General features: G+C 40.9%; 11 protein-coding genes. 5 read left to right on the top strand and 6 right to left on the bottom strand.

The window, feature by feature from the left end; translation table 11 throughout:
• Nucleotides 1-66 precede the first annotated feature (66 nt).
• The 3 genes from QZ407_RS11955 to QZ407_RS11945 form a co-directional block, all read right to left on the bottom strand.
• Entirely contained in the window at nucleotides 67-1749 is a 1683-nt protein-coding gene (locus QZ407_RS11955) for a RagB/SusD family nutrient uptake outer membrane protein (RefSeq protein WP_295771307.1), read from the bottom strand.
• Between the two features lie 11 nt (nucleotides 1750-1760).
• Nucleotides 1761-4748, bottom strand: coding sequence for a SusC/RagA family TonB-linked outer membrane protein (locus tag QZ407_RS11950; RefSeq protein ID WP_295771305.1), 2988 nt, complete (start codon nucleotides 4746-4748; stop codon nucleotides 1761-1763).
• Nucleotides 4749-4834: 86 nt separating this feature from the next.
• Complete coding sequence (locus tag QZ407_RS11945) at nucleotides 4835-5725, bottom strand: inositol oxygenase family protein (protein WP_295771303.1); 891 nt, start codon at nucleotides 5723-5725, stop codon at nucleotides 4835-4837.
• 378 nt (nucleotides 5726-6103) lie between these two features.
• Here QZ407_RS11945 and QZ407_RS11940 point away from each other — a divergent pair, with 378 nt between their 5' ends.
• Nucleotides 6104-7114: a LacI family DNA-binding transcriptional regulator gene (locus tag QZ407_RS11940; RefSeq protein ID WP_295771300.1), complete on the top strand. Its 1011-nt coding sequence runs from the start codon at nucleotides 6104-6106 to the stop codon at nucleotides 7112-7114.
• A 4-nt stretch (nucleotides 7115-7118) separates the two neighbouring features.
• On the opposite strand, the gene QZ407_RS11935 is transcribed toward QZ407_RS11940, so the two are convergent.
• Both QZ407_RS11935 and QZ407_RS11930 read right to left on the bottom strand, forming a co-directional pair.
• Complete coding sequence (locus QZ407_RS11935) at nucleotides 7119-8591, bottom strand: glycosyl hydrolase family 28 protein (protein ID WP_295771298.1); 1473 nt, start codon at nucleotides 8589-8591, stop codon at nucleotides 7119-7121.
• 4 nt (nucleotides 8592-8595) lie between these two features.
• Nucleotides 8596-10884 (bottom strand): GH92 family glycosyl hydrolase, encoded by a 2289-nt coding sequence (locus QZ407_RS11930; protein ID WP_295771295.1) that lies wholly within the window; start codon nucleotides 10882-10884, stop codon nucleotides 8596-8598.
• Nucleotides 10885-11097: 213 nt separating this feature from the next.
• On the opposite strand from QZ407_RS11930, the gene QZ407_RS11925 reads away from it, so the two are divergent.
• Nucleotides 11098-14283, top strand: a complete 3186-nt coding sequence (locus tag QZ407_RS11925; RefSeq protein ID WP_295771292.1) for a glycoside hydrolase family 2 TIM barrel-domain containing protein — start codon at nucleotides 11098-11100, stop codon at nucleotides 14281-14283.
• Between the two features lie 190 nt (nucleotides 14284-14473).
• Here QZ407_RS11925 and QZ407_RS11920 read toward each other — a convergent pair whose 3' ends face one another.
• Nucleotides 14474-14788, bottom strand: coding sequence for a DNA-directed RNA polymerase subunit alpha C-terminal domain-containing protein (locus QZ407_RS11920; protein WP_295771290.1), 315 nt, complete (start codon nucleotides 14786-14788; stop codon nucleotides 14474-14476).
• 387 nt (nucleotides 14789-15175) lie between these two features.
• Between QZ407_RS11920 and QZ407_RS11915 the strand changes: the two genes are divergently transcribed.
• The 3 genes from QZ407_RS11915 (at nucleotide 15176) to QZ407_RS11905 (ending at nucleotide 20539) form a co-directional block, all read left to right on the top strand.
• Nucleotides 15176-16807: a sodium/sugar symporter gene (locus QZ407_RS11915; RefSeq protein WP_295771287.1), complete on the top strand. Its 1632-nt coding sequence runs from the start codon at nucleotides 15176-15178 to the stop codon at nucleotides 16805-16807.
• A gap of 41 nt (nucleotides 16808-16848) precedes the next feature.
• Nucleotides 16849-18675, top strand: coding sequence for a beta-galactosidase (locus QZ407_RS11910; protein ID WP_295771285.1), 1827 nt, complete (start codon nucleotides 16849-16851; stop codon nucleotides 18673-18675).
• A gap of 232 nt (nucleotides 18676-18907) precedes the next feature.
• Nucleotides 18908-20539, top strand: coding sequence for an alpha-L-fucosidase (locus QZ407_RS11905; protein ID WP_295771283.1), 1632 nt, complete (start codon nucleotides 18908-18910; stop codon nucleotides 20537-20539).
• Nucleotides 20540-20623 lie beyond the last annotated feature (84 nt).

Here is a 20623-nt window from a genome sequence, read left to right as displayed (position 1 = left end):
TTAAAAAAAGAAAAGCCAGCTTTTCAGCTGGCATTTTCTCACTATATGATCAAAAAACAACACCTTTTAATATCCTGGGTTCTGTACCAATTTTGCATTGGTTTGGAAACCTGAAGTTGGGATAGGGAAAATACGACGATAGGTTTCAGCATTGGTTTTACCTAAACCATAAGTATTTTCATACTTACCAAACCTGATCATATCGTTACGGTGCCATCCTTCGTAAGCCATTTCTCTAACACGCTCAGCGTAAAGACCTTCTAAATCTAAAGTGGTTAAAGCAGCAGATGTCGTACGGTTAGTTCTGATTTGATTTACCAGTGATACGGCTGTTGCACCTGATGTTGGAGCACCGCCACGTAAAATGGCTTCAGCTTTCATTAACAGAATGTCTGAATAGCGGAAAACTGGAAAGTCATTATTTTGGTTGCGGTTGATGGTGTTAGTGTAATCAGCCAAAAATTTATTGTTACGGTAACCAGTATTCCACGCGATCTCATCACGACCTAAGTCATAATCAGAATTAGTACCGGTACGAGGTCTGAATGTTAACTGTGATAATACCAGCGGATATACGTATGCAACTTTACCTTCATCTACAGTACCTTTAAAAAACTGGTCATATCCTGCTTTCGTAGTGCTTACCATAATTGGGCTACCATCCTGCCAGTACTGCTGGCCTGTTAACCATTGTTTATTACGGATGTCATTAGCATCATTGAAATAAGCGTAGTACTCAGCTGTGGTCATTGACGGCCCGCTTGGTCTGATATTAGATAAGCCGTTACCTGTGCTTTGGTTAATTACAGGATTAACATAACCACCTGCAGTAGAGCCTGAGTAACCGTAACGTATACCTAAATTACGATTGAGGTTATACCTTGCAAAAATCAAATTTCCGGAAGAGTTTGATGCATCATACGGTATTGCAAAAATAAATTCCTTTTGAGTTGTTGCACCGTTTGTTGGGTAAAACATTTGCAGGTATGAAGCCATAGGCTCTACGGAGTATTTATTAGCGCTTATAATTTGATCACAGGCTGCAATACAATCATTGTAACGTTGTGTGCCGGTGTATACCGCAGCATTCAAATACATTTTAGCTAGTAAAGAGTAAGCAAAGTATTTGGTTACCAAGCCGTAAGTTGCTGGCGTAACATCCGATTTAAGGTATGGAATAGCTGCCTTAAGTTCACTTTCAATGAAATTGAAAACCTGCGCACGGGTAGACTGAGGTTGTGATTCCTTGGTTCCGTACAGGGTATCCAAAGGAATATTACCAAAGCTATCCATGCCCATATAAAAAGCAAATGCTCTAAGGGTTTTCAACTCGGCAACACTACTTGTTTTTGCCGCGCTTGCAGGTGCTGATTTAAAAACAGATAAGGTTTGATTAGTAACACCTATCATATTGTTGTAATAGTACCAAACAGCGCTTATGCCAGAGTTATCCTTTGTCCAGGTATGGCGGTGTAATTCCATATATCTGTTGCCGTCGATCCAGTCCGGACCAAAAATGGCCAAAAGATTTTCGTCTGTTGTATGGCTTTGTGAAAAAAAGTAAGCCCCTGTATAATCAGACCTTAATGCTACATATGCAGTACCGGTTACAGACTGGAATTGCGCTGGGGTCTGAGGAAATACATCAGGAGTAAGCTGTGTTTCTACCTTAACATCCGTTTTATGACAAGAGGATAAAACTACAGCCATGCAAACAGCAGATGCGATAGTTAGAAATTTATTTTTCATGTCTGTTAATATTATAATGATACGTTTACGCCCAATAAAAATGTACGTGTTTTTGGATAAAAGTTGTTGTAATCTATACCCGGCGACTGACCACCCTGGTTAATCTCAGGATCGACACCTTTGTAACCGGTAATAACAAATAAGTTGTTCCCGGTTAAGTAAACGCGTATGTTGCTTATAGACTTAATTGGTTGTTTAATGTTATATCCTATGGTAGAGTTGTCTAATCTTACGTAAGATCCACTTTCAATATACCTGTCTGAATAGAAGTAATTACGTGTATCGGTTAGTTTATCATCAGCGGCAGAACGTAAGATGTTGTTAGCATTTGCCGATGATACGTTTGATAGATCTGCGCGGGTTGCGTTAAAAATCTTATTGCCAAATGTACCTCTTAAAAATATGTTAAGGTCGAAATTTTTGTATCGGAATGAGTTATTCCAACCCATTAACACTTTTGGCTGCGGGCTACCTGCATAGAAATAGTCAACACCGGTTAGTGGCTGGGTGGTGGTAGAACCGTCGCGTTTGTAGAATAAAGAGTTACCATTAGCATCTTTACCTGCATATTTAAAAGTAAAGAATTGTCCTAAAGGCTGGCCTACTTTTAGTATTTGCAACGTAGAGCCTGATTGGCCCGGACCTTCCGGCGAGGTATATAGCGTTGAATCTACGTTAGCATAAGGATTTTGCATACTGGTAACCTTATTTTTATTATAAGCCGCGTTTATAGTGCTCGACCAATTGAAGTTTTGGGTTGATACTGCATTAGCAGTAAGGCTAACCTCAATACCTTTATTATTGATGCTTCCACCATTTGCATTAATGGATCCACCAGGTACCAGAGCTGGAGATACAGTGTATCTAAATAGCATTTTACTGGTGTTTTTGTTATACAAATCTACCGAACCGGTTATTTTGTTTTTTAATATAGCAAAATCAACACCGATGTTAGTTGATGCGGTGCGCTCCCATTGTAAATCAGGATTTTGTCCTTGTTTAGGCCCATAAGCATTTTCTAGTACACCATTGTTATAGTATTTGTCAACTATTCCATATAATAACTGAGCACTATAGGCGTTTATACCAAAGGAGTTACCTGTAACACCATAACTTGCACGCAACTTTAACTCGTTAAATAAAGATTGATTCTTCATGAAGTCTTCCTGAGTTATACGCCATGCAACACTTCCTGATGGGAAATAACCCCAACGGCTGTTTACACCAAATACAGAGCTACCATCCCTTCTAATCGATCCTTGCACTAAATATTTATCTTTGTAGTTGTAATTCAACCTGAAAAAATCGGAAACTAATAACGTCTTACCGTAAACATCAGTGTTACCAAAATCAATTCTATAGGTACCAACTGCATAAGGGTTTGAAAGTGTAAAGTTATTATAACCAACATTATCAGTAGGGAAATTTATAGTTGTCGCCGTAATACCTTCACCCACTACGTTGTCTTGATAAGAGTAACCTAATACAGCGGTTAACGAATGTTCACCAAACTTCTTGTTCCACGTAAGGAATGTTTCAAGCGTTTTAACCGTGTTTGATAGCTCATTACGGGCTGCGGTACCATTTTGACCAAGGTTAATTAACGTGTGGTATACACCAATTGCAGGATCGGGGTTATTATAAAAACCATTCCCTCTGTATGCATTATAATATGAACCGTAGTACTCGCCACGAGAAGATGTTGTTTTTTGATACGATAAATTTACATTGTAAGTTAATCCAAATGGCAATTTAACTTCAGTGATGAACGAACCTAATAAAACATTGTACTTGCTATCATCTTTCGCATTCTTGGAAATTGCCAAAGGGTTGAAATAACCTGTATTACCAAAGTTTTCATAATAAGTGCCATCCGCATTGTAAATTGGGTTTACAGGCAAATGTTTGGCGGCCTGTAATAACACAACATTTTGTAATGGTACGTTGTTAGAGTTACTTGAAGAATTTGAGAGGTTTAAGCTAAACTTCAATTTATCATTTAAGGCATACTGATCAACGGCCAAGCGGCCAATTACACGCTGTAATGCACTGCCTTGTAAAATACCTTCTTTCTTAAAGTAATTTACGCTGGCACTGTACGTGCCATGCTCAGAACCGCCGCTCAAAGAAATGTTATGATTATGAGAAAATGCAGTAGAGCGCTCAATCGCTTTCATCCAATCCGTATTAGCACCTAAATCATTATTTGCAGAGAAACCCGAGTTGTTTTTGGTCAAATATGCACGTATCTCATCGGCGTTCATCAGGTCTAACTGATTGCTTACTTTTTCAATACCTGCATAACCGTTGTAAGAAACTACTGAAGAATTTCTTTTACCTCTTTTGGTAGTAACCATAATTACACCTGCCGAAGCACGGTTACCGTAAATAGCTGTTGCAGCAGCATCTTTGAGTACGTCAATAGTAACAATGTCATTAGGAGCAACTGCAGCAATATCAGCACCCGGAATACCATCAATAACATAGAATGGAGAACCAGGGCTGTTTACAGTTGAAGCACCACGTAAAATTACCGAAGCCGGTTTGTTCGGGTCGCCGCTTGCAGTAATGTTTAATCCAGGTACCTTGCCTTGTAATAATTGGCCAACGTCGGCTATTGCTCCACGGTTTAAGTCCTCTTGTTTAACTTGCGCAATAGCACTTGATATAGCTTTACGTGAGCTTGTACCATAACCAATAACTACGGTTTCTTTAAGTGCCTGGCTTGATTCTGTTAATTCAATTCTGTAAGTTTTTTCAGAAGTTACGGTTACTTCTTTAGCATTGGTGCCTATGTAGGTAAGTACTAAAACGTCACCTGCACCTGCGGTGATACTGAATTTACCGTTAGCATCGGTTGATGTGGCTCTTGATTTGCCTTTAACGCTTACGGTTACTGCGGGTAAGGCTTCGCCCTTGGTATCAACAACCACACCTGTAATGCGGCTGTCTTGTGCAAATAGGGGCTGAAAGCTAAAAATTAGTGCAAGAAGCAGCATTAGGATAACTGGCTTATCCTTGCAATTAAGGTTCAATCTCATAATTAGCGTAAATTTAAGTTCATATTTGGTTATTGTTTATTTGTTTAAAAACTCAGTGTTTGCGGGAGATACTTGGCAACCAAATTTTCATAATAAGGCTTCAATTCTTCCCAGCTTTTTTGATTTGGGTTTTTAGAGTACAAATCATAAGGGTTAAACAGATTCACCCATTTAAACATGTCGCGATCATGATCATTCATTAAATGGTCGTAAGCGTTTTCACGGTGTTGTGAGTAAAACGAGTGGTAGCGTAACATGTATAACCCAGGCTCAGGTATAAAGTCTTTCATCATATGATAAACATACTCATCATGACCCCATGACATATGTACATTGTCTAAGCCGCAATTAGGGCTGTAAATGCCATATTTGGTATTGTATCTTGAATCGTGGATATCCGGGTTATCTTTAAAAAACTCAGGGAAAACAATTTTGTCAGAAAAAGCACAACCTACCGGGAAGGTGTCGCCAACAACGGCCCACTGCGGCTCCCCAAAAAGGCAAAGTACTTTACCCATGTCATGTATAAGCCCTACCAATACCATCCAATCCGGGTGGCCATCGTTTCGTATGGCTTCAGATGTTTGCAGTAAATGCTGCATCTGGTCAAGATCTGTGTCAGGGTCAGAATCATCTACCAGCTTATTCAAAAAGGTAAACGCATCCCAGATGGGCATTTTGTCTTTTGAGAAGCTTAAAAATTTCTTTTTGTGCTCCAATACAAAATCAAACGTTTGATAGCGATGATTTAAACGGTAGAATTCACGTACCGAATCCTTTTCCGTTGCATTGTAATCTCTAAACGCTTCTTCATCTTTATCTGCATTAATTTTGGATGGATCAGGGTACCTGCGCACTACATCGTCTTCCCATTCATCCAGATTAGAAAGCGGAGACTTTTGATCTACAGCAGGGATGCTATCTTTCAAATTCATATCGTTTGGTTTTAAAATATCACTTATGCGCCTGAAGCTCAGTAAGCCGTAAACAATTGGTTGCACTGATTTTGCAGTACTAAAGTGATACATTTCAGCATGAACTCGTGATGGATGAACGATATTTATTTACGTAAACGATTAAGTAAATGTTAGAAAGTTATTAGAGACTTTTGACCCTGATGAGCTGATTGAGAGAGGTACTTATTAAAAACATGGCAACAAAGCTAAACAATTTTTCAATGCAAATACATCCGGTTTAATCCAAACCGGTTCATTTTGATAGAAAACGTATATAAATGCAAGACTACTTTGTTGTTATTTAATTATTAAATTGTAAAAAAAAAGCCAATCTTTATTTCGGTATTTAGATGCAAAATGGAAACTGTTACTATTAAGTTACTTGCCGAACGACTTAAATTATCAACCGCTACTATATCAAAAGCTTTGGGCGATAGCCACGAGATTAGTGAAGTAACCAAAAAGCGGGTGTTTGACCTTGCCAAGGAACTTAACTACGTTCCAAACGCTTATGCCAGCAGTTTACGCAAAAATAAAAGCAAAACAATTGCCGTACTTATACCCGAGGTGGCCGACAGTTTTTTTTCAATTGCGCTAAATGGTATTGAGGAAGTTGCCATCGAAAAAGGTTATCATACCCTAATATATCTTACTCATGAGAAGCTGGAACGCGAAAAGGCAATTTTAAGCGAGTTGCTATATGGCAGGGTAGATGGTGCACTCATGTCGGTAAGCTCAGAAACAGATTCATTTGAGCATATTGAAGATTTTGGAAAGAAGCTGCCCGTTGTGTTTTTTGACAGGGTTGCCAGCGCGCCTGCTACCGCAAAAATAACCACAAACGATTTTGAATGCGGCTACCTGGCCACCAAGCACCTCATTGAGGCGGGTTGCAAGCGCATTGTAATGCTGTCTATATCAAAGAGCCTGTCAATTATTTCAGAACGTAGCAGCGGCTTTCAAAAGGCGGTTGCTGATCATCAGCTTGATCCAGCAACCTGTGAAGTGGTTAACTGTATTGGTGAGGGAAAAACGGTACATACCACCCTTACCACCATACTACAGGGAAACAACAGGCCCGATGGGATAATTGCAACAGTTGAAAGACTTACCACCGACATATATTTGGTATGCCAGCAGTTAGGCCTGCAAATACCTGGTGATGTAAAGGTTGTTTGCTTTTCAAATCAGGCATCAGCAGTGATATTAAACCCAAGCCTTACGACTATTACCCAACCGGCATTTGAAATGGGTAGGGCAGCTGCTAAAGCCTTGCTTAAACGGCTCAAAAACCCCTACCTCAACCTTGAAGAGGAGAGTGAGGTGATACCATCAGTGCTTACCGTACGTAACTCTACGGGAGGGTAACATTTTACTTTTTAACGATTGCATCTAACTTACCCGGGAAAGCTGCCGTACCGTTGAACCCTGTGATCTTTACATCTTTTACGTTTTGGCTTTCAATAGCATGCTTGAAATAATCGGGTTTGTTTGCGCCCCATGTAACGGAGCTGTTTCTTACGGTTATACTGCCTGCGTTTTCAAAATAAAAGCCTGATGTGGTGCCGGTAAGCAACCCGTCGATCTTAGCCGGCCTGCGGTCATATATGCCGCCGGTAATGTTGCTTGTTTTGTTGATGTGAAGATCAACCTGGTCAAAGTAAATTTCATCAACTTTTTCGGGTGACTCAGCGCCCACGTACACGCCGTTTTCACTGCTTGCTTTAATGCCGGAAAAGAAAATTCTGCTTACTTTTCCAACCTTGCCCTCTTTTACACCCTTTGGAAAGCGCCAGTTAGCATCTTTGTTGTTCGCATTGGCACGGGCATAGGCTGTTACGTAAATAGGTTCGGCTTTACCCCACCATACATCTGTAAATAAATGCGATTCGATAAGGATATTATTAAAATATACATCACTCACCGTTCCTTCGTCGCGGTTTTGAATGCCAATACCACGGTTGCTTGCACGTATTATACAATTGCTGATGATGACATGGTCAATCGAATCCATATTCTCTGACCCAATCTTAATAGCGCATGATCTCGATGTCATTGTACAGTTAGTTACTACTATATTTTGGCAGGGACCAAATTCTTCGTATTCACGCCTGTTTTTTAAACATATACAGTCATCGCCCGATTCAATGTAGCAATTGCTTATGCGTACATTTTTGCAGTGGTCTAAGTCAATACCATCACTGTTTCTAACTTTCAAATCATTAAGCAGCGTAATATTGTCAATAGTTACATCATTGCAGCCTATAAGGTGAACCGTCCAATATGCTGAGTTGCGTATGGTAACGTCTTTTATCCTGATATTGTGTCCGCCTGCAACTGTAAGCAAATGGGGGCGGGGGTCAAGCTTATCAAAAGGTTTAAGTATGTAAGAGTCGGTTATTGGGGCACCCATAAATGATACGCCGTTACCGTCAATGGTTCCGGTGCCGCTTATGGTAACGTTATTTAAGTTGTTGCCTCCAATCCAAATGGTTCCCTCGCCAACGTTATCTTTAAAGGCGCTTTTTTTATAGATGCTTTCATTTGGGTTGGCAATAACACATGCACCTGCTTCCACAACAAATTCAATGTTTGATTTTAAGTCAAAAGGTCCGGTCATAAAGCGTTTACCCTTTGGAATTATCACGCGCCCGCCTCCGGCTTTTGCGCATGCATCAATGGTGCGCTGTATGGCAACTGCATTGTCTTTGCTGGCATCAGCTGTTGCACCAAAATTGGTAATTACATAATCGGCTTTGTTAGCTGTTGTTGACTGGGCGTAAACTGAGCCACTAAACAGTAAGCATAAAAGGCAACTAAAAGCCAGAAGGATATATTTTTTCATGATATTAACGGGTAAGAGATGCAGGTTTATAGCGTTTAGCAGTGCCCCACATTTTATTAGGTGTACTGCGCAAGTATATATCTAATTTGCCTCCCTGTGTAATAGTTTGATGCGTTAAGTAATTAAAATTGTAAGGCTTTCCGTTGTAGGATACATGGTCAATGTAAAATGCGTCAGAGGTGTTTTTATGACATTTTACTTCAAACACTTTGTTTTGACCTAGTTGTACTTTGTAGCTGTTGAAAATTGGAGCAGTGATAAGATATTGGTTTGATGCCGGATTAAGGGGATAAAATCCCATTGCCGAAAAAACATACCATGCTGACACCTGGCCAGCATCATCATTGCCGCTTAAACCGCCAGGTCCGTCGCTGTATTCTTCATCCATAGTGTTTCTAACCCAGTACTGCGTTTTCCATGGCGAAGCAGTAAAGTTATAGATGTAAGGTGTTTGCTGTCCCGGCTCATTGCCGTGCCAATACTCGCCTGTTCTGAAAAGCGTATCTAATTGTTGTTCTAAAACAGCTTGGCCGCCCATGGCTTTTGCAAGTCCATTTATATCATGAGGTACGTAAAAGGTATATTGCTGCGGCGTTCCCTCGGTAATATAAAATTCTTTATTTTTAGGGTTATATGGTGAGTACCAGCTACCGTCACGTTTCCTGGCTCTAACCATTTTGCTGTTGCCATCCAAAACGTTTAAGTAGTTTTTACTTCGGTTGAGTAAACCGTTTTTGTCTTTGTTAAGATTCAGGCCGGCGGCAACCATGGCAAGCGCGTAATCATCAAATGCATACTCCAGCGTACGGCTTACCTGTTCTTTTTTATGGAATGCTTCAGGTACCGAATCTTCAACCGGAATGAAGCCATATTTTAGATATGATTGTATGGCCCTGCGTCCTTTTCCGTCGCGGTATTCCTGCGTAGTTGGAACCTCAAATGCATTACGCCGCATAAGGGCATAAGCTTTTTTTACATCATAGTTGCGTATGCCCCTAATATAGGCCGATGCTATAAATGCGGTAACGTGATCGCCAATCATGGCCGCTGTATAGCTATTCCAGCATGGGAAAATGGGTAACCAACCGCCTTGTTCACCTTTTAAAATCATTGATTTTACGCAGTCATTTACAAAGTCGGGCTTTAAAATCTCAAAAAGCGGCATTTGCGCCCGGTAAGTGTCCCACATCGAAAAATCATCGTAGTAGTTACCGTTGCTGAATTTTTCGTTTTTATAGTAGCTGCCAAAGCGTGGATAAAGGCCATTCACATCATTAAAGCATCGCGGCTGTTGCATGGCATGGTAAAGGGCAGTGTAAAATATGCGCTTATGCTTTTCATTATTGTCGCTAACGCTTACGCGGCTTAATGCATTTTGCCATACTGTGAAGTTTGACTTTATCAAGCGTTCAAAATTCCAGTCTTTAATTTCGCTTTCAAGATTAAGCAGTGCGCCTGCAAAACTGGTAAAGGAAGTACCAACGCGCATTTGTAAATGCTCCCCGGCTTTAAGTTTAAAGCCTACATAAGCACCTGCCTCGGGCTGGTTTTTAATACTGTCTCCGGGTGTAACTTTATCATTTGTAAACAAGCCTGCAGTGCTTAACGGCTGATTGAATTGAATAACAAAGTATCCGTTAAAGCCTGCTTTCTCTCCCCATCCCTGGTAAATACGATGAACAGGATTGTACCCCCAGATAAGTCCTAGCTGGCGGTCTACTTTTACAAAACCCTCATTACGGTCGCTATTTGGTTTTACGGTAAAGTAAACGCTATCTGCGCTTTGACTGGTAAACCTTAGCATTCCACACCGGGTAGTTGCTGTTATTTCGGTTGTTAACTTTCGTTGCGGCAAGTTTACTTTGTAATAATGCGGTGCTGTTATTTCATCTTTATGCGAAAAAGGTATAGAGCCAGCCTCCGGATTTAAATTTAAACGCGAGCCGACAGGCGTAATAGTAACGCTTCCGTAATCCTGCGTGCAAGATCCGCTTAACCAGTGCGACGCTCTGAAACCGCTGATTTTACTATCATTATACCTATAAGGGGGAACGCATTTATTTTCCGATCGCTGCGTTTCAGGTGTCCACTGCGTCATTCCAAACGGCAACGTCACTGCAGGGATGGTGTTTGCATTAAGTTCGGTACCGCTTCCATGCTTTTTTGAGGACGGCGTGGTTGACGGTGCAGTGCCAGATAGAGGCTGAACATATTCTACAAGGTTTTGCGCTACGGCCAGGTAAGGTAGTATGCACAAAACTGAACCAAACAGATGTAGTATAACTTTCTTCAAATGCTTAAGCAGGTTAAACTGTAATGGGGCAAACTTACAGCCTTTTTTGGTTTAAAAATTAAAAGCCTAAGTTATAAAGTTGGATCAATTGTAGGCTTAACAGCTAATCTTTAAATACGAAAACGATTAAGCAGATTATATTTGCCGGTAGTTTTATTACCAATAACTTCGGCTTGATATATCCATCTCACCATTACTGTCAAAAGTCAATTCATGAATTTCAGGTACTTTTTTTTCTTTGTTTTGTTTGTTTCCCAATGGGCTGTTGCGTCGCAGAGTGATACCAGCAGCAACACATCATTACCTCCTGAAATTGAAAATCCGCAATGTATTGGTATAAATAAGGAAGCTGCGCATGCTGCCTTGATGCCTTATCAAAATATTCAGGCTGCACTAGCGGGCAAGCCAAATGCATCGGTGTATGCCATGAGCCTTAATGGCAACTGGAAATTTAACTGGGTTAACACGCCTGATAAACGGCCACTTGACTTTTATAAAACCAATTTTAATGATGCTAAATGGTCCAGTATCAAAGTGCCTTCTAACTGGCAAATGCAAGGCTATGGTATTCCCTTTTACCGTAACATGGGTTATACCTTTAAAAAAGATTTTCCGCATGTAATGAGTACGCCGCCCCCTAATTATACTGCGTATACAGATCGCAACCCGGTAGGCAGTTACAGGAAAGAGTTTACGCTTCCGGCAACATGGCAGGGCGGGAAAATTTTCCTGAAGTTTGACGGCGTTGATGCCGGTTTTTTCCTTTGGGTAAATGGTAAAAAAGTTGGTTACAGTGTAAACAGTCGTAATGCAGCCGAATTTGACATAACGCGGTATTTGCAGCCGGGTAAAAATCTTTTAGCCGCGGAGGTATATCAGTACACCGTTGGTAGCTATCTCGAAGATCAGGATATGTGGAGAATGAGTGGTATTTTTCGTGATGTAACACTTTGGCGTGCACCCACCCAGCACGTGCGCGATTTTTATATCAAAACACAGCTCGATAAAAATTATACGAATGCAATACTAAGCGTATTAACTAAAGTTGCCAATTATGATAGTCGAACGGAAAAAAAGGTTACTGTTTCTGCAGCGCTTTATAAGGGCAAACAGCTAATTAAACGTTCGGCAGCCAGCTCTGTACTTATCAATCCTTCCTCAGAAAAAGTGGTAAACATTAAATTGCCAGTGCTTAATCCTGATAAGTGGACAGCAGAAACGCCTAATTTATACACCACCGTTATCACGCTCGAGCAAAACGGTAAGGCAATTGAATATTTATCAAGCCGTACCGGTTTCAGACAAATTGAAATTAGGGGTCGGAGCTTTTTAGTAAATGGTGTGCCTATAAAATTAAAAGGTGTTAACCGGCACGAAAACTGGCCCGATGGTGGTCATGCAATCACCGAGGCACAAATGATACGTGATATTATGCTGATAAAACAGGGTAATTGTAATCATGTGCGCACCTCTCATTATCCTGATATTCCACGCTGGTATGAGTTGTGTGACGAGTATGGCCTTTACGTATTATCGGAAGCTAATGTAGAATGTCATGGCTTAATGGATAGGTTTAACAATGAACCGCTCATGAAATCGGCCATTATTGACAGAAATGTGGCTAACATTGAGAATTTCAAAAACCACCCTTCAATTATCATTTGGTCGTTAGGTAATGAGTGCGGTACGGGTGGCGAAAACTTCAGAGCGGCTTTAGCCAAAGTAAAAGAACTGGACAATACCAGGCCTACACATTATGAGGGTTTTGGTATAGGCAAAGTTAACCCGGCAGACTTAGACAGCCGCATGTATTCGCCGCTTATACCCAACAACTGGCCAGGTGCCGATGCAAAACGTCGGGCGTTGCGGCCTGTAGAAGAGACTGCAACCAACCCCGATTTAACAAAGCCTTTTTATTTATGCGAGTTTGCGCACGCAATGTTTAACTCCATGGGTTCGTTAAAGGAGTACGGTGAACTTTTCGACAAGTATCCTTCCATACTTGGCGGAGCAATTTGGGAGTTTCAGGATCAGGGCGTATGGAACAAGCGTAACCCGGCGCACCCAATATTAGCTTTTGGCGGCGGTTTTGGTGAATTTCCAAATGATCATTACTTTATTCATAAAGGCGTGGTGTTTTCTGACAGGTCACCCAAGCCCGGCTATTATGAGATGAAGCGTGTATATCAATGGCTTGATATCACTCCAGTTAAAGGTGAAAAGGGATTGTATACCATCAGGAACAAGTACCAGTTTGTAAATCTTGATAAGTTTGATCTGCTTTGGACTGTTTTGAAAAATGGAATAGCGGTTGATTCAGGTAAGCTTGTTATGCCGTCAGTTAAACCGCTGTCAAATGGCTCTTTTATCTTTAATTATAAGGGTAAAACTGAGGTTGCTGAATACCACGTAAACTTTTCGGTTAAACTTAAAGCCAATACTAACTGGGCAAAAAACGGATTTGAAATTGCGGCTGCACAATTTGTCTTACCAGTTGCAGTTACCAACCCTATGCCGCAAGCAGTTGCTTATTCAGATTTAAGCTTAATTGAAAAAGACAGCAATGTTGTTATCACAGGCAAGGGGTTTGAGTTGCTGTTCAGTAAAGCTTCGGGCACTATAGCCAATATTCGTGTTAATTCAAATGAACAGCTTAACAACGACGGAGGGCCAAGGTTGCACTTATGGAGAGCTCCGCATCAGCAGGATGATATATACGCTTATAAGGGGTGGGATAGTACCGGCATCACCGCATTAAAGTGGATTACCAAACAGGTTTCAATTAAACGGGTAAGCGCAGGTAACGTTAACATAACTGCAAAAGTACGTGGATTAGGCAAAAACGGCTTTTGGGTCGACCATCAAGCGGTATACGACATTAAAGGCGACGGCAGCATATTTTGCAAAAATGATGTTAGCGCAAGCGATACCAACATTGTTATAGCCCGTATGGGTGTAAGGATGATTTTAAATCAAAAACTGCAGAACCTTAATTATTTTGGCCGCGGACCGATGGAAAACTACCCTGACCGTAAAGCCGGGTTTGATGTAGCTATTTACAATAGTACAGTGATGGCGCAATTAACACCTTACGAAAAACCGATGGAGAGCGGAAACCATGAAGATGTGAGATGGCTTAAGCTTACCGACGTACCAGGGCAGGGGCTTGGAATTAAAAGTGATGCTTTATTTCAAATGTCGGCTTTACCATTTACTGATGAGGTGCTTAACGCAACCGAATATCGTATTGACTTACCCAAACCAGCGTCAACGGTGCTCTGCATATCAAGCCGTACACTTGGTGTTGGCTCACATTCATGTGGTCCAATGCCATTGCCTCAATATATGCCTCGTTTAAGCAATAGCACTTTTGATTATACAATAAGTATACTTAAGTAGTATGCTGTGGAAAAGGCTGCTGAGTATAATATATAACTGTTGAATATTCAATTTTGGTTGCTGCACTTATAAGTAAAACGATTTTTTTTAAAAATCGTTGAAAATAAGTTACTTATGGGCGAAGTGTAACTATTGTGAAATTGGGCGTTTTGAGGGAATAAAATGCAGTATTGAGCCTATTTACAGCCTTTTATACAAACATCTTATGCGTCATTTGGGTAAGGAACACTAAAATGAGATGATAGCTTTTTTTACCAATATTAGGCAGCACAACTAAGTCTTTATAGGCCAGGCTAAGCAAGTCATGTACGTTATTAACCTTTTGCCGCTTTAAGGCTAAAATTAATCGTTTTGGGAACATGTCAATGTCCTCAATTTGCATCTTAAAATAATTTAACTCAGGCTGGCTCTTCCATTTGCCTGTTAACCTTTCGTGTAATTCTGCTTTCTTGGTATGTTCCAATAGCATTAAATCAACAGAATCCTCTGTAAACGACCGGATCATAATACTAGTAAAAATGTAAGTTTAATTGGGGAAAGAGGATAGTAAATAAGCAATTGCCCTTCAATCTTATGCACTAAGCACTAGCTTGTTCACCATCTTATTCGCACCAATAATCGCTATCTTTTTTTACACGTTTTATTATTAGCTGAATCTTTATTTACGAAAACGATTAAGTTTGGCCCCGCAAAACCCTTAAGGTTTTTGAATTAAGGTTGTAGCAAATTTAAAAGCTGATAATGGTTGCTGGTCGGAAAATTACAGATTATAGTCCATTATGGTCAAAGTATTAATTTTGAGTAGCTTTAAGTTTGAACAACCAATTTTACACCTTTTTATCTGTTCCGCAATAATGCTTGCAGCGCAGCTAAATTACTTTTTTGAGCGTAAATGAACCATTTAGAACTTACTGACTATGTAGTCTTTCTTGTTTACTTTTTTATAGTTGCAGGCTATGGCTATTATATTTATCACAAGCGCAAAACCAAAGAACTTGATGCCAAGGAATATTTTTTGGCGGAAGGCTCGTTAACCTGGTGGGCAATCGGTGCATCACTCATTGCTTCTAATATATCGGCCGAGCATTTTATCGGTATGTCGGGTTCTGGTTTTGCTCTCGGGCTGGCCATATCCTCATATGAGTGGATGTCGGCAGCAGCATTAATCATAGTTGCCGTGTATATAATACCGGTTTATTTAAAAAACCGCATTGTAACAATGCCGCAGTTTTTGTCGCGCAGGTATAATGACCAGGTTAGTACGGTAATGGCTGTATTTTGGCTGCTTGTGTATGTTTTCGTTAACTTAACATCTATCATATATTTAGGTGCGCTTGCTATTTCATCTATTTCCTCGCTCGATTTTGGCTGGTGTATAGTGGCCTTATGCGTTTTTGCCATGTTTGTAACACTTGGCGGTATGAAGGTAATTGGATACACCGATGTAATACAGGTTGTTGTATTAATACTCGGCGGACTTGTAACCACCTATCTGGCACTTAATCTGCTTAGCGATACTTACAATACTCATGGCATATTCCCCGCATTAAAACTGTTAATGAGGGAAGCTCCGGAGCACTTCCACATGATATTTGGTCCTAAAGATCCGTATTATAAAGATTTACCCGGAACCTCGGTAATTATAGGGGGAATGCTTGTAAATAACCTGGCATACTGGGGGTGCAATCAATACATTGTTCAACGTGCGTTAGGCGCCGATTTAAAAACTGCACGCAAGGGTATACTGTTTGCAGCTGTGCTTAAGCTAATGGTGCCGCTTATAGCCGTATTGCCGGGTATAATAATGTATGTGCTGTACCACAATGGTATGTTTGCAAATGAAATGACCGTAAATGGTGTTTTAAAGCCCGATCATGCTTATCCAACGCTTATAAACTTGCTTCCAACCGGGCTTAAAGGTGTTGCTTTTGCGGCACTCACGGCGGCTATTGTAGCCTCACTTGCAGGTAAAGCAAACAGTATTTGTACCATATTTTCGCTTGATATCTATAAAAAATACATTAACAGAAATGCAAGCGAGCAAAAGCTGGTTAGGATTGGCAGGTGGGCGGTAGTAGTTTCATTAGCCGTTGCAGCTGTGGTAACACCGGCGCTAAAGTCGTTAGATCAGGCTTATCAGTTTATTCAGGAATACGTTGGTTTTGTTTCGCCGGGTGTACTGGCAATTTTCCTGCTGGGTTTTTACTGGAAACGCACTACGGCTTCAGCCGCTATGGCTGGTGCGTTAATTACCATACCATTATCAACTGTATTGAAGTTTTTACCGGTATGGACCAACGGCAGTTTTCCCGATTTTCCTTTTTTAGATCGTATGGCAATTGACTTTGTAGTAATCGTAATTATTATGGTGTTGATGAGCTTGGTCGGTACGGAAAAATCAAAATCTGAAACGGAGGGAGAGATTATTGTTGAGCCGAGCATGTTTAAGGTTGACAGAGGTTTTCAAATTGGTACCGTAATTATACTAGGCATTCTGGCTGCGTTATATACAGTTTTCTGGTAGGCCATTCTTACTGATGTCTTCCACATTAAATAAAGAGAATTATGAATAAATATATACGTTGTTTAACACTGCTGCTTTGCGTGTGCTGCTATGGCGCATTTGCACAAAGGCAGGCACACACATTTGCTTTAGGCAATACTGATTTTTTGCTTGATGGAAAGCCATTTCAAATGATTAGCGGAGAGATTCATTACCCACGTGTGCCACGCGAAGCCTGGAGATCAAGAATGAAAATGGCCAAAGCAATGGGTTTAAACACTATAGGAACCTATGTTTTCTGGAACGTACACGAGCCTCAAAAAGGTGTGTTCAATTTTACGGGTAATAATGATATAGTTGAGTTTGTGAACATTGCACGTCAGGAAGGCTTATGGGTTGTTTTAAGACCAAGCCCTTATGTGTGTGCCGAGTGGGAGTTTGGCGGTTATCCATACTGGTTGCAAAACGAAAAAGGACTGGAAGTAAGAAGCAAGGAAGCGCAATACCTTAATGAATACCACACTTACATAAAAGAAGTAGGTAAAAGGTTGGCGCCACTACAAGTGAACCACGGTGGCAATATAATAATGGTTCAAATTGAAAATGAATACGGCTCTTACGGTAATGATAAAGACTATTTAGCCATTAACCAGCGTATGTTTAAAGAAGCAGGCTTTGATGGCATACTTTATACTTGCGACCCTGCTAATGATGTTAAAGATGGTCATTTACCGGGCCTTATGCCTGCTGTTAATGGTCTTGATAAGCCGGCTAAAGTTAAAGAGCTTATTAATGCTTACCATAGCGGTAAAGGGCCTTATTATATTGCCGAATGGTACCCGGCCTGGTTTGACTGGTGGGGAACTAAACACCACACTATACCTGCCGAAGATTACGCCGGAAGGTTAGATTCGGTACTGGCAGCCGGAATTTCAATAAACATGTATATGTTTCATGGCGGCACTACCCGCGGCTTCATGAATGGTTCAAACTTTAAAGATAAAACAGGTTTTGAACCTCAAATAAGTAGTTATGATTACGATGCTCCTTTAGATGAAGCCGGTAATGCAACGCCCAAGTTTGTAAAGTTCAGAGAGGTAATTAAAAAGTATTTGCCCAAAAATGTAAACTTGCCCGAGGTGCCCGCCGCCAAGCCTTCTATGACTATACCAACATTTAGTTTAAAAAGTTCGGCCGCTTTATTGAGTAACCTGCCTGTACCGGTGATCAATAAAACACCACTTACATTTGAAGATTTAAAGCAGGACTACGGTTATGTACTTTATCGCGCTAAAGTTAAGGGTGGTACCAGTGGAATTTTAGCGTTAAAAGAATTGCGTGACTATGCTGTTGTAATTGTTAACGGCAAGGCTGTGGGTACATTAGACCGCAGGTTGAAACAAGATAGCTTACACGTAACTCTGCCGGCAGGCGAAGCTGTAATAGACATTTTGGTTGAAAACATGGGGCGTATAAACTTTGGTAAGTATCTGTTGCAAAACAAAAAGGGTATTACTCAAAGCGTTACCTATGCAGGTAAGGAGGTAAACGGCTGGCAAATGTATACTCTGCCTTTTGCCGATACAAAGTCGTTCACAAAAACTACTTCTGCTGGTGTTACTTCGCCTGTAATTCGTAAAGGAACTTTTAAATTGAATAAGGTGGCCGACACCTACCTTGATATGCGCCGTTGGGGCAAAGGTGTTGTTTGGGTAAATGGTCATAATTTAGGAAAATACTGGAGCATTGGACCTCAGCAAACCCTTTATTTGCCGGCCGAATGGCTGAAAAAAGGAAACAACAGCATTGAGGTTTTAGAATTGCTGAAGCCCGAAGTTGATACATTAAGTGCGTTGGATAAGCCGATTTTAGACGAGATAAGAAAATAGCAAGTTGCTTTATAATCGCAGTTTTACCTTGTTGCGATAATAACTGTCATCAAATATAAAAGTCGGATTTTTACATATCGTGGTCAGTTATTATCAATGATATTGCACGTGCTTCCACTAGCTTTGAAAAAGCCAATTAAGTAATCACTAATTTAATAGCAAACCTTAAAAAACGAGTGACTTGAAAGCGGAGCTTTTTTTGGTGTGCAATTTTGTAAAAGCATAGTTATTTATGAAGAGAAGAAGTTTGATTAAAGGCACGTTAACAGGTGCTGCATCCCTTTACCTTGCCAAGCTACAGGCGCAAACCATTGGTTCGGGCCTGGCCTATGATGGCATGGCTAAAGGACCATTTTTACCGTCATGGAATTCATTGGAACAATACCAGGTTCCGGATTGGTTTCGTGACGCAAAATTTGGTTTATGGGCACATTGGGGTCCGCAATGCCAGCCCGAATATGGCGACTGGTACGCCAAGGGGATGTACGAGGAAGGTAGTTCGGCTTATAAATACCACCTTAAAACTTACGGACATCCATCAAAATTCGGCTTTAAAGATGTAATAAATGAATGGAAGGCAGATAAGTGGGACCCGGCCGAACTGGTATCGTTATATAAAGAGGCCGGCGCAAAGTATTTTGTGGCACTAGCCAATCACCATGATAATTTTGACCTGTATCCTAACAAATACCAAAAATGGAACTCAACCAACATCGGTCCTAAAAAAGACTTGATTAAAGGTTGGGAAAAAGCAGCCCGTGATAATGGTTTACGCTTTGGGGTAAGTGTTCATGCGGCTCACGCCTGGACCTGGTATGAACCATCGCAAGGGGCTGATAAAACCGGCCCTATGGCTGGTGTGCATTACGATGGTAATATTCAAAAAGGTGATGGTAAAGGCAAATGGTGGGAGGGATATGACCCGCAGGAGCTTTACTCACAAAGGCATCCTTTAAGCGTGCCTTATAAAGACGGATTACAACAATGGGATTGGAAGGATGGTGCGAGCATTCCGTCAAAAGCTTACAATGAAAAGTTTTTAAAAAGGACGTTGGCGTTACTTGATAACTATGATCCTGATTTGGTGTATTTTGATGATACAGCCCTACCGTTATGGCCTGTTAGTGATGTGGGTTTGAAAATTGCTGCCCACATGTACAACAACAGCTTAAAAAAGCATGGCAAAATGGAGGCCGTAATTACCGGCAAAATACTTGACGAGCAGCAACGCAAATGTATAGTTTGGGATATTGAGCGCGGGCACAGTAACCGTATTGAGCCTTTGCCTTGGCAAACCTGTACTTGCATTGGCAACTGGCATTATGATAAGCGTGTTTACGAAGGAAACAAGTACAAATCGGCGGCTACGGTAGTTCATATGCTGGCCGATGTGGTGAGCAAAAACGGCAACTTGCTGCTTAGCGTACCGGTAAAAGGCAATGGTACCATTGATGAAAAGGAACGCGCAATTGTACAGCAAATTACTGCATGGACCAAGCAAAATGGTGAAGCCATTTATGGCACCAGGCCATGGAAGGTTTTTGGCGAAGGACCAGCAATGGAAAACGTTAAGCCGTTAAAAGAACAAGGTTATAACGAAGGCACGGTTTATAAAGCCGGTGATATTAGGTTCACTACTAAAAACAATGCGTTATATGCCATTTTATTAGGCTGGCCACAAGACGGCAACCAAATAAACATCAAAAGTGTTGGAGCCGGTGGTAAAGTTGAAAAAGTTACGCTTATAGCAAACGGCAGCAGCTTGAAATTTGAGCAAAGCGGTCAAGGGCTTAAAGTACAGCTACCTGCCGAGGCGCCCGGGACTATGGCTTACGTACTTAAAATAGAAGGCGCAGTAGTTTAATTAAATAAGCAAACAAAAAGGGTCGGTTAACTAAATGTTAGCCGGCCCTTTTTGTTTGAAGTGAAATGCTCGGTTGAGCGTTAA

It is taken from the genome of uncultured Mucilaginibacter sp. (genome assembly GCF_913773635.1).
Lineage (GTDB): Bacteria > Bacteroidota > Bacteroidia > Sphingobacteriales > Sphingobacteriaceae > Mucilaginibacter.
The sequence above is the reverse complement of the archived record's forward strand: the minus strand, read 5'-3'. Positions and strand labels throughout refer to the sequence as shown.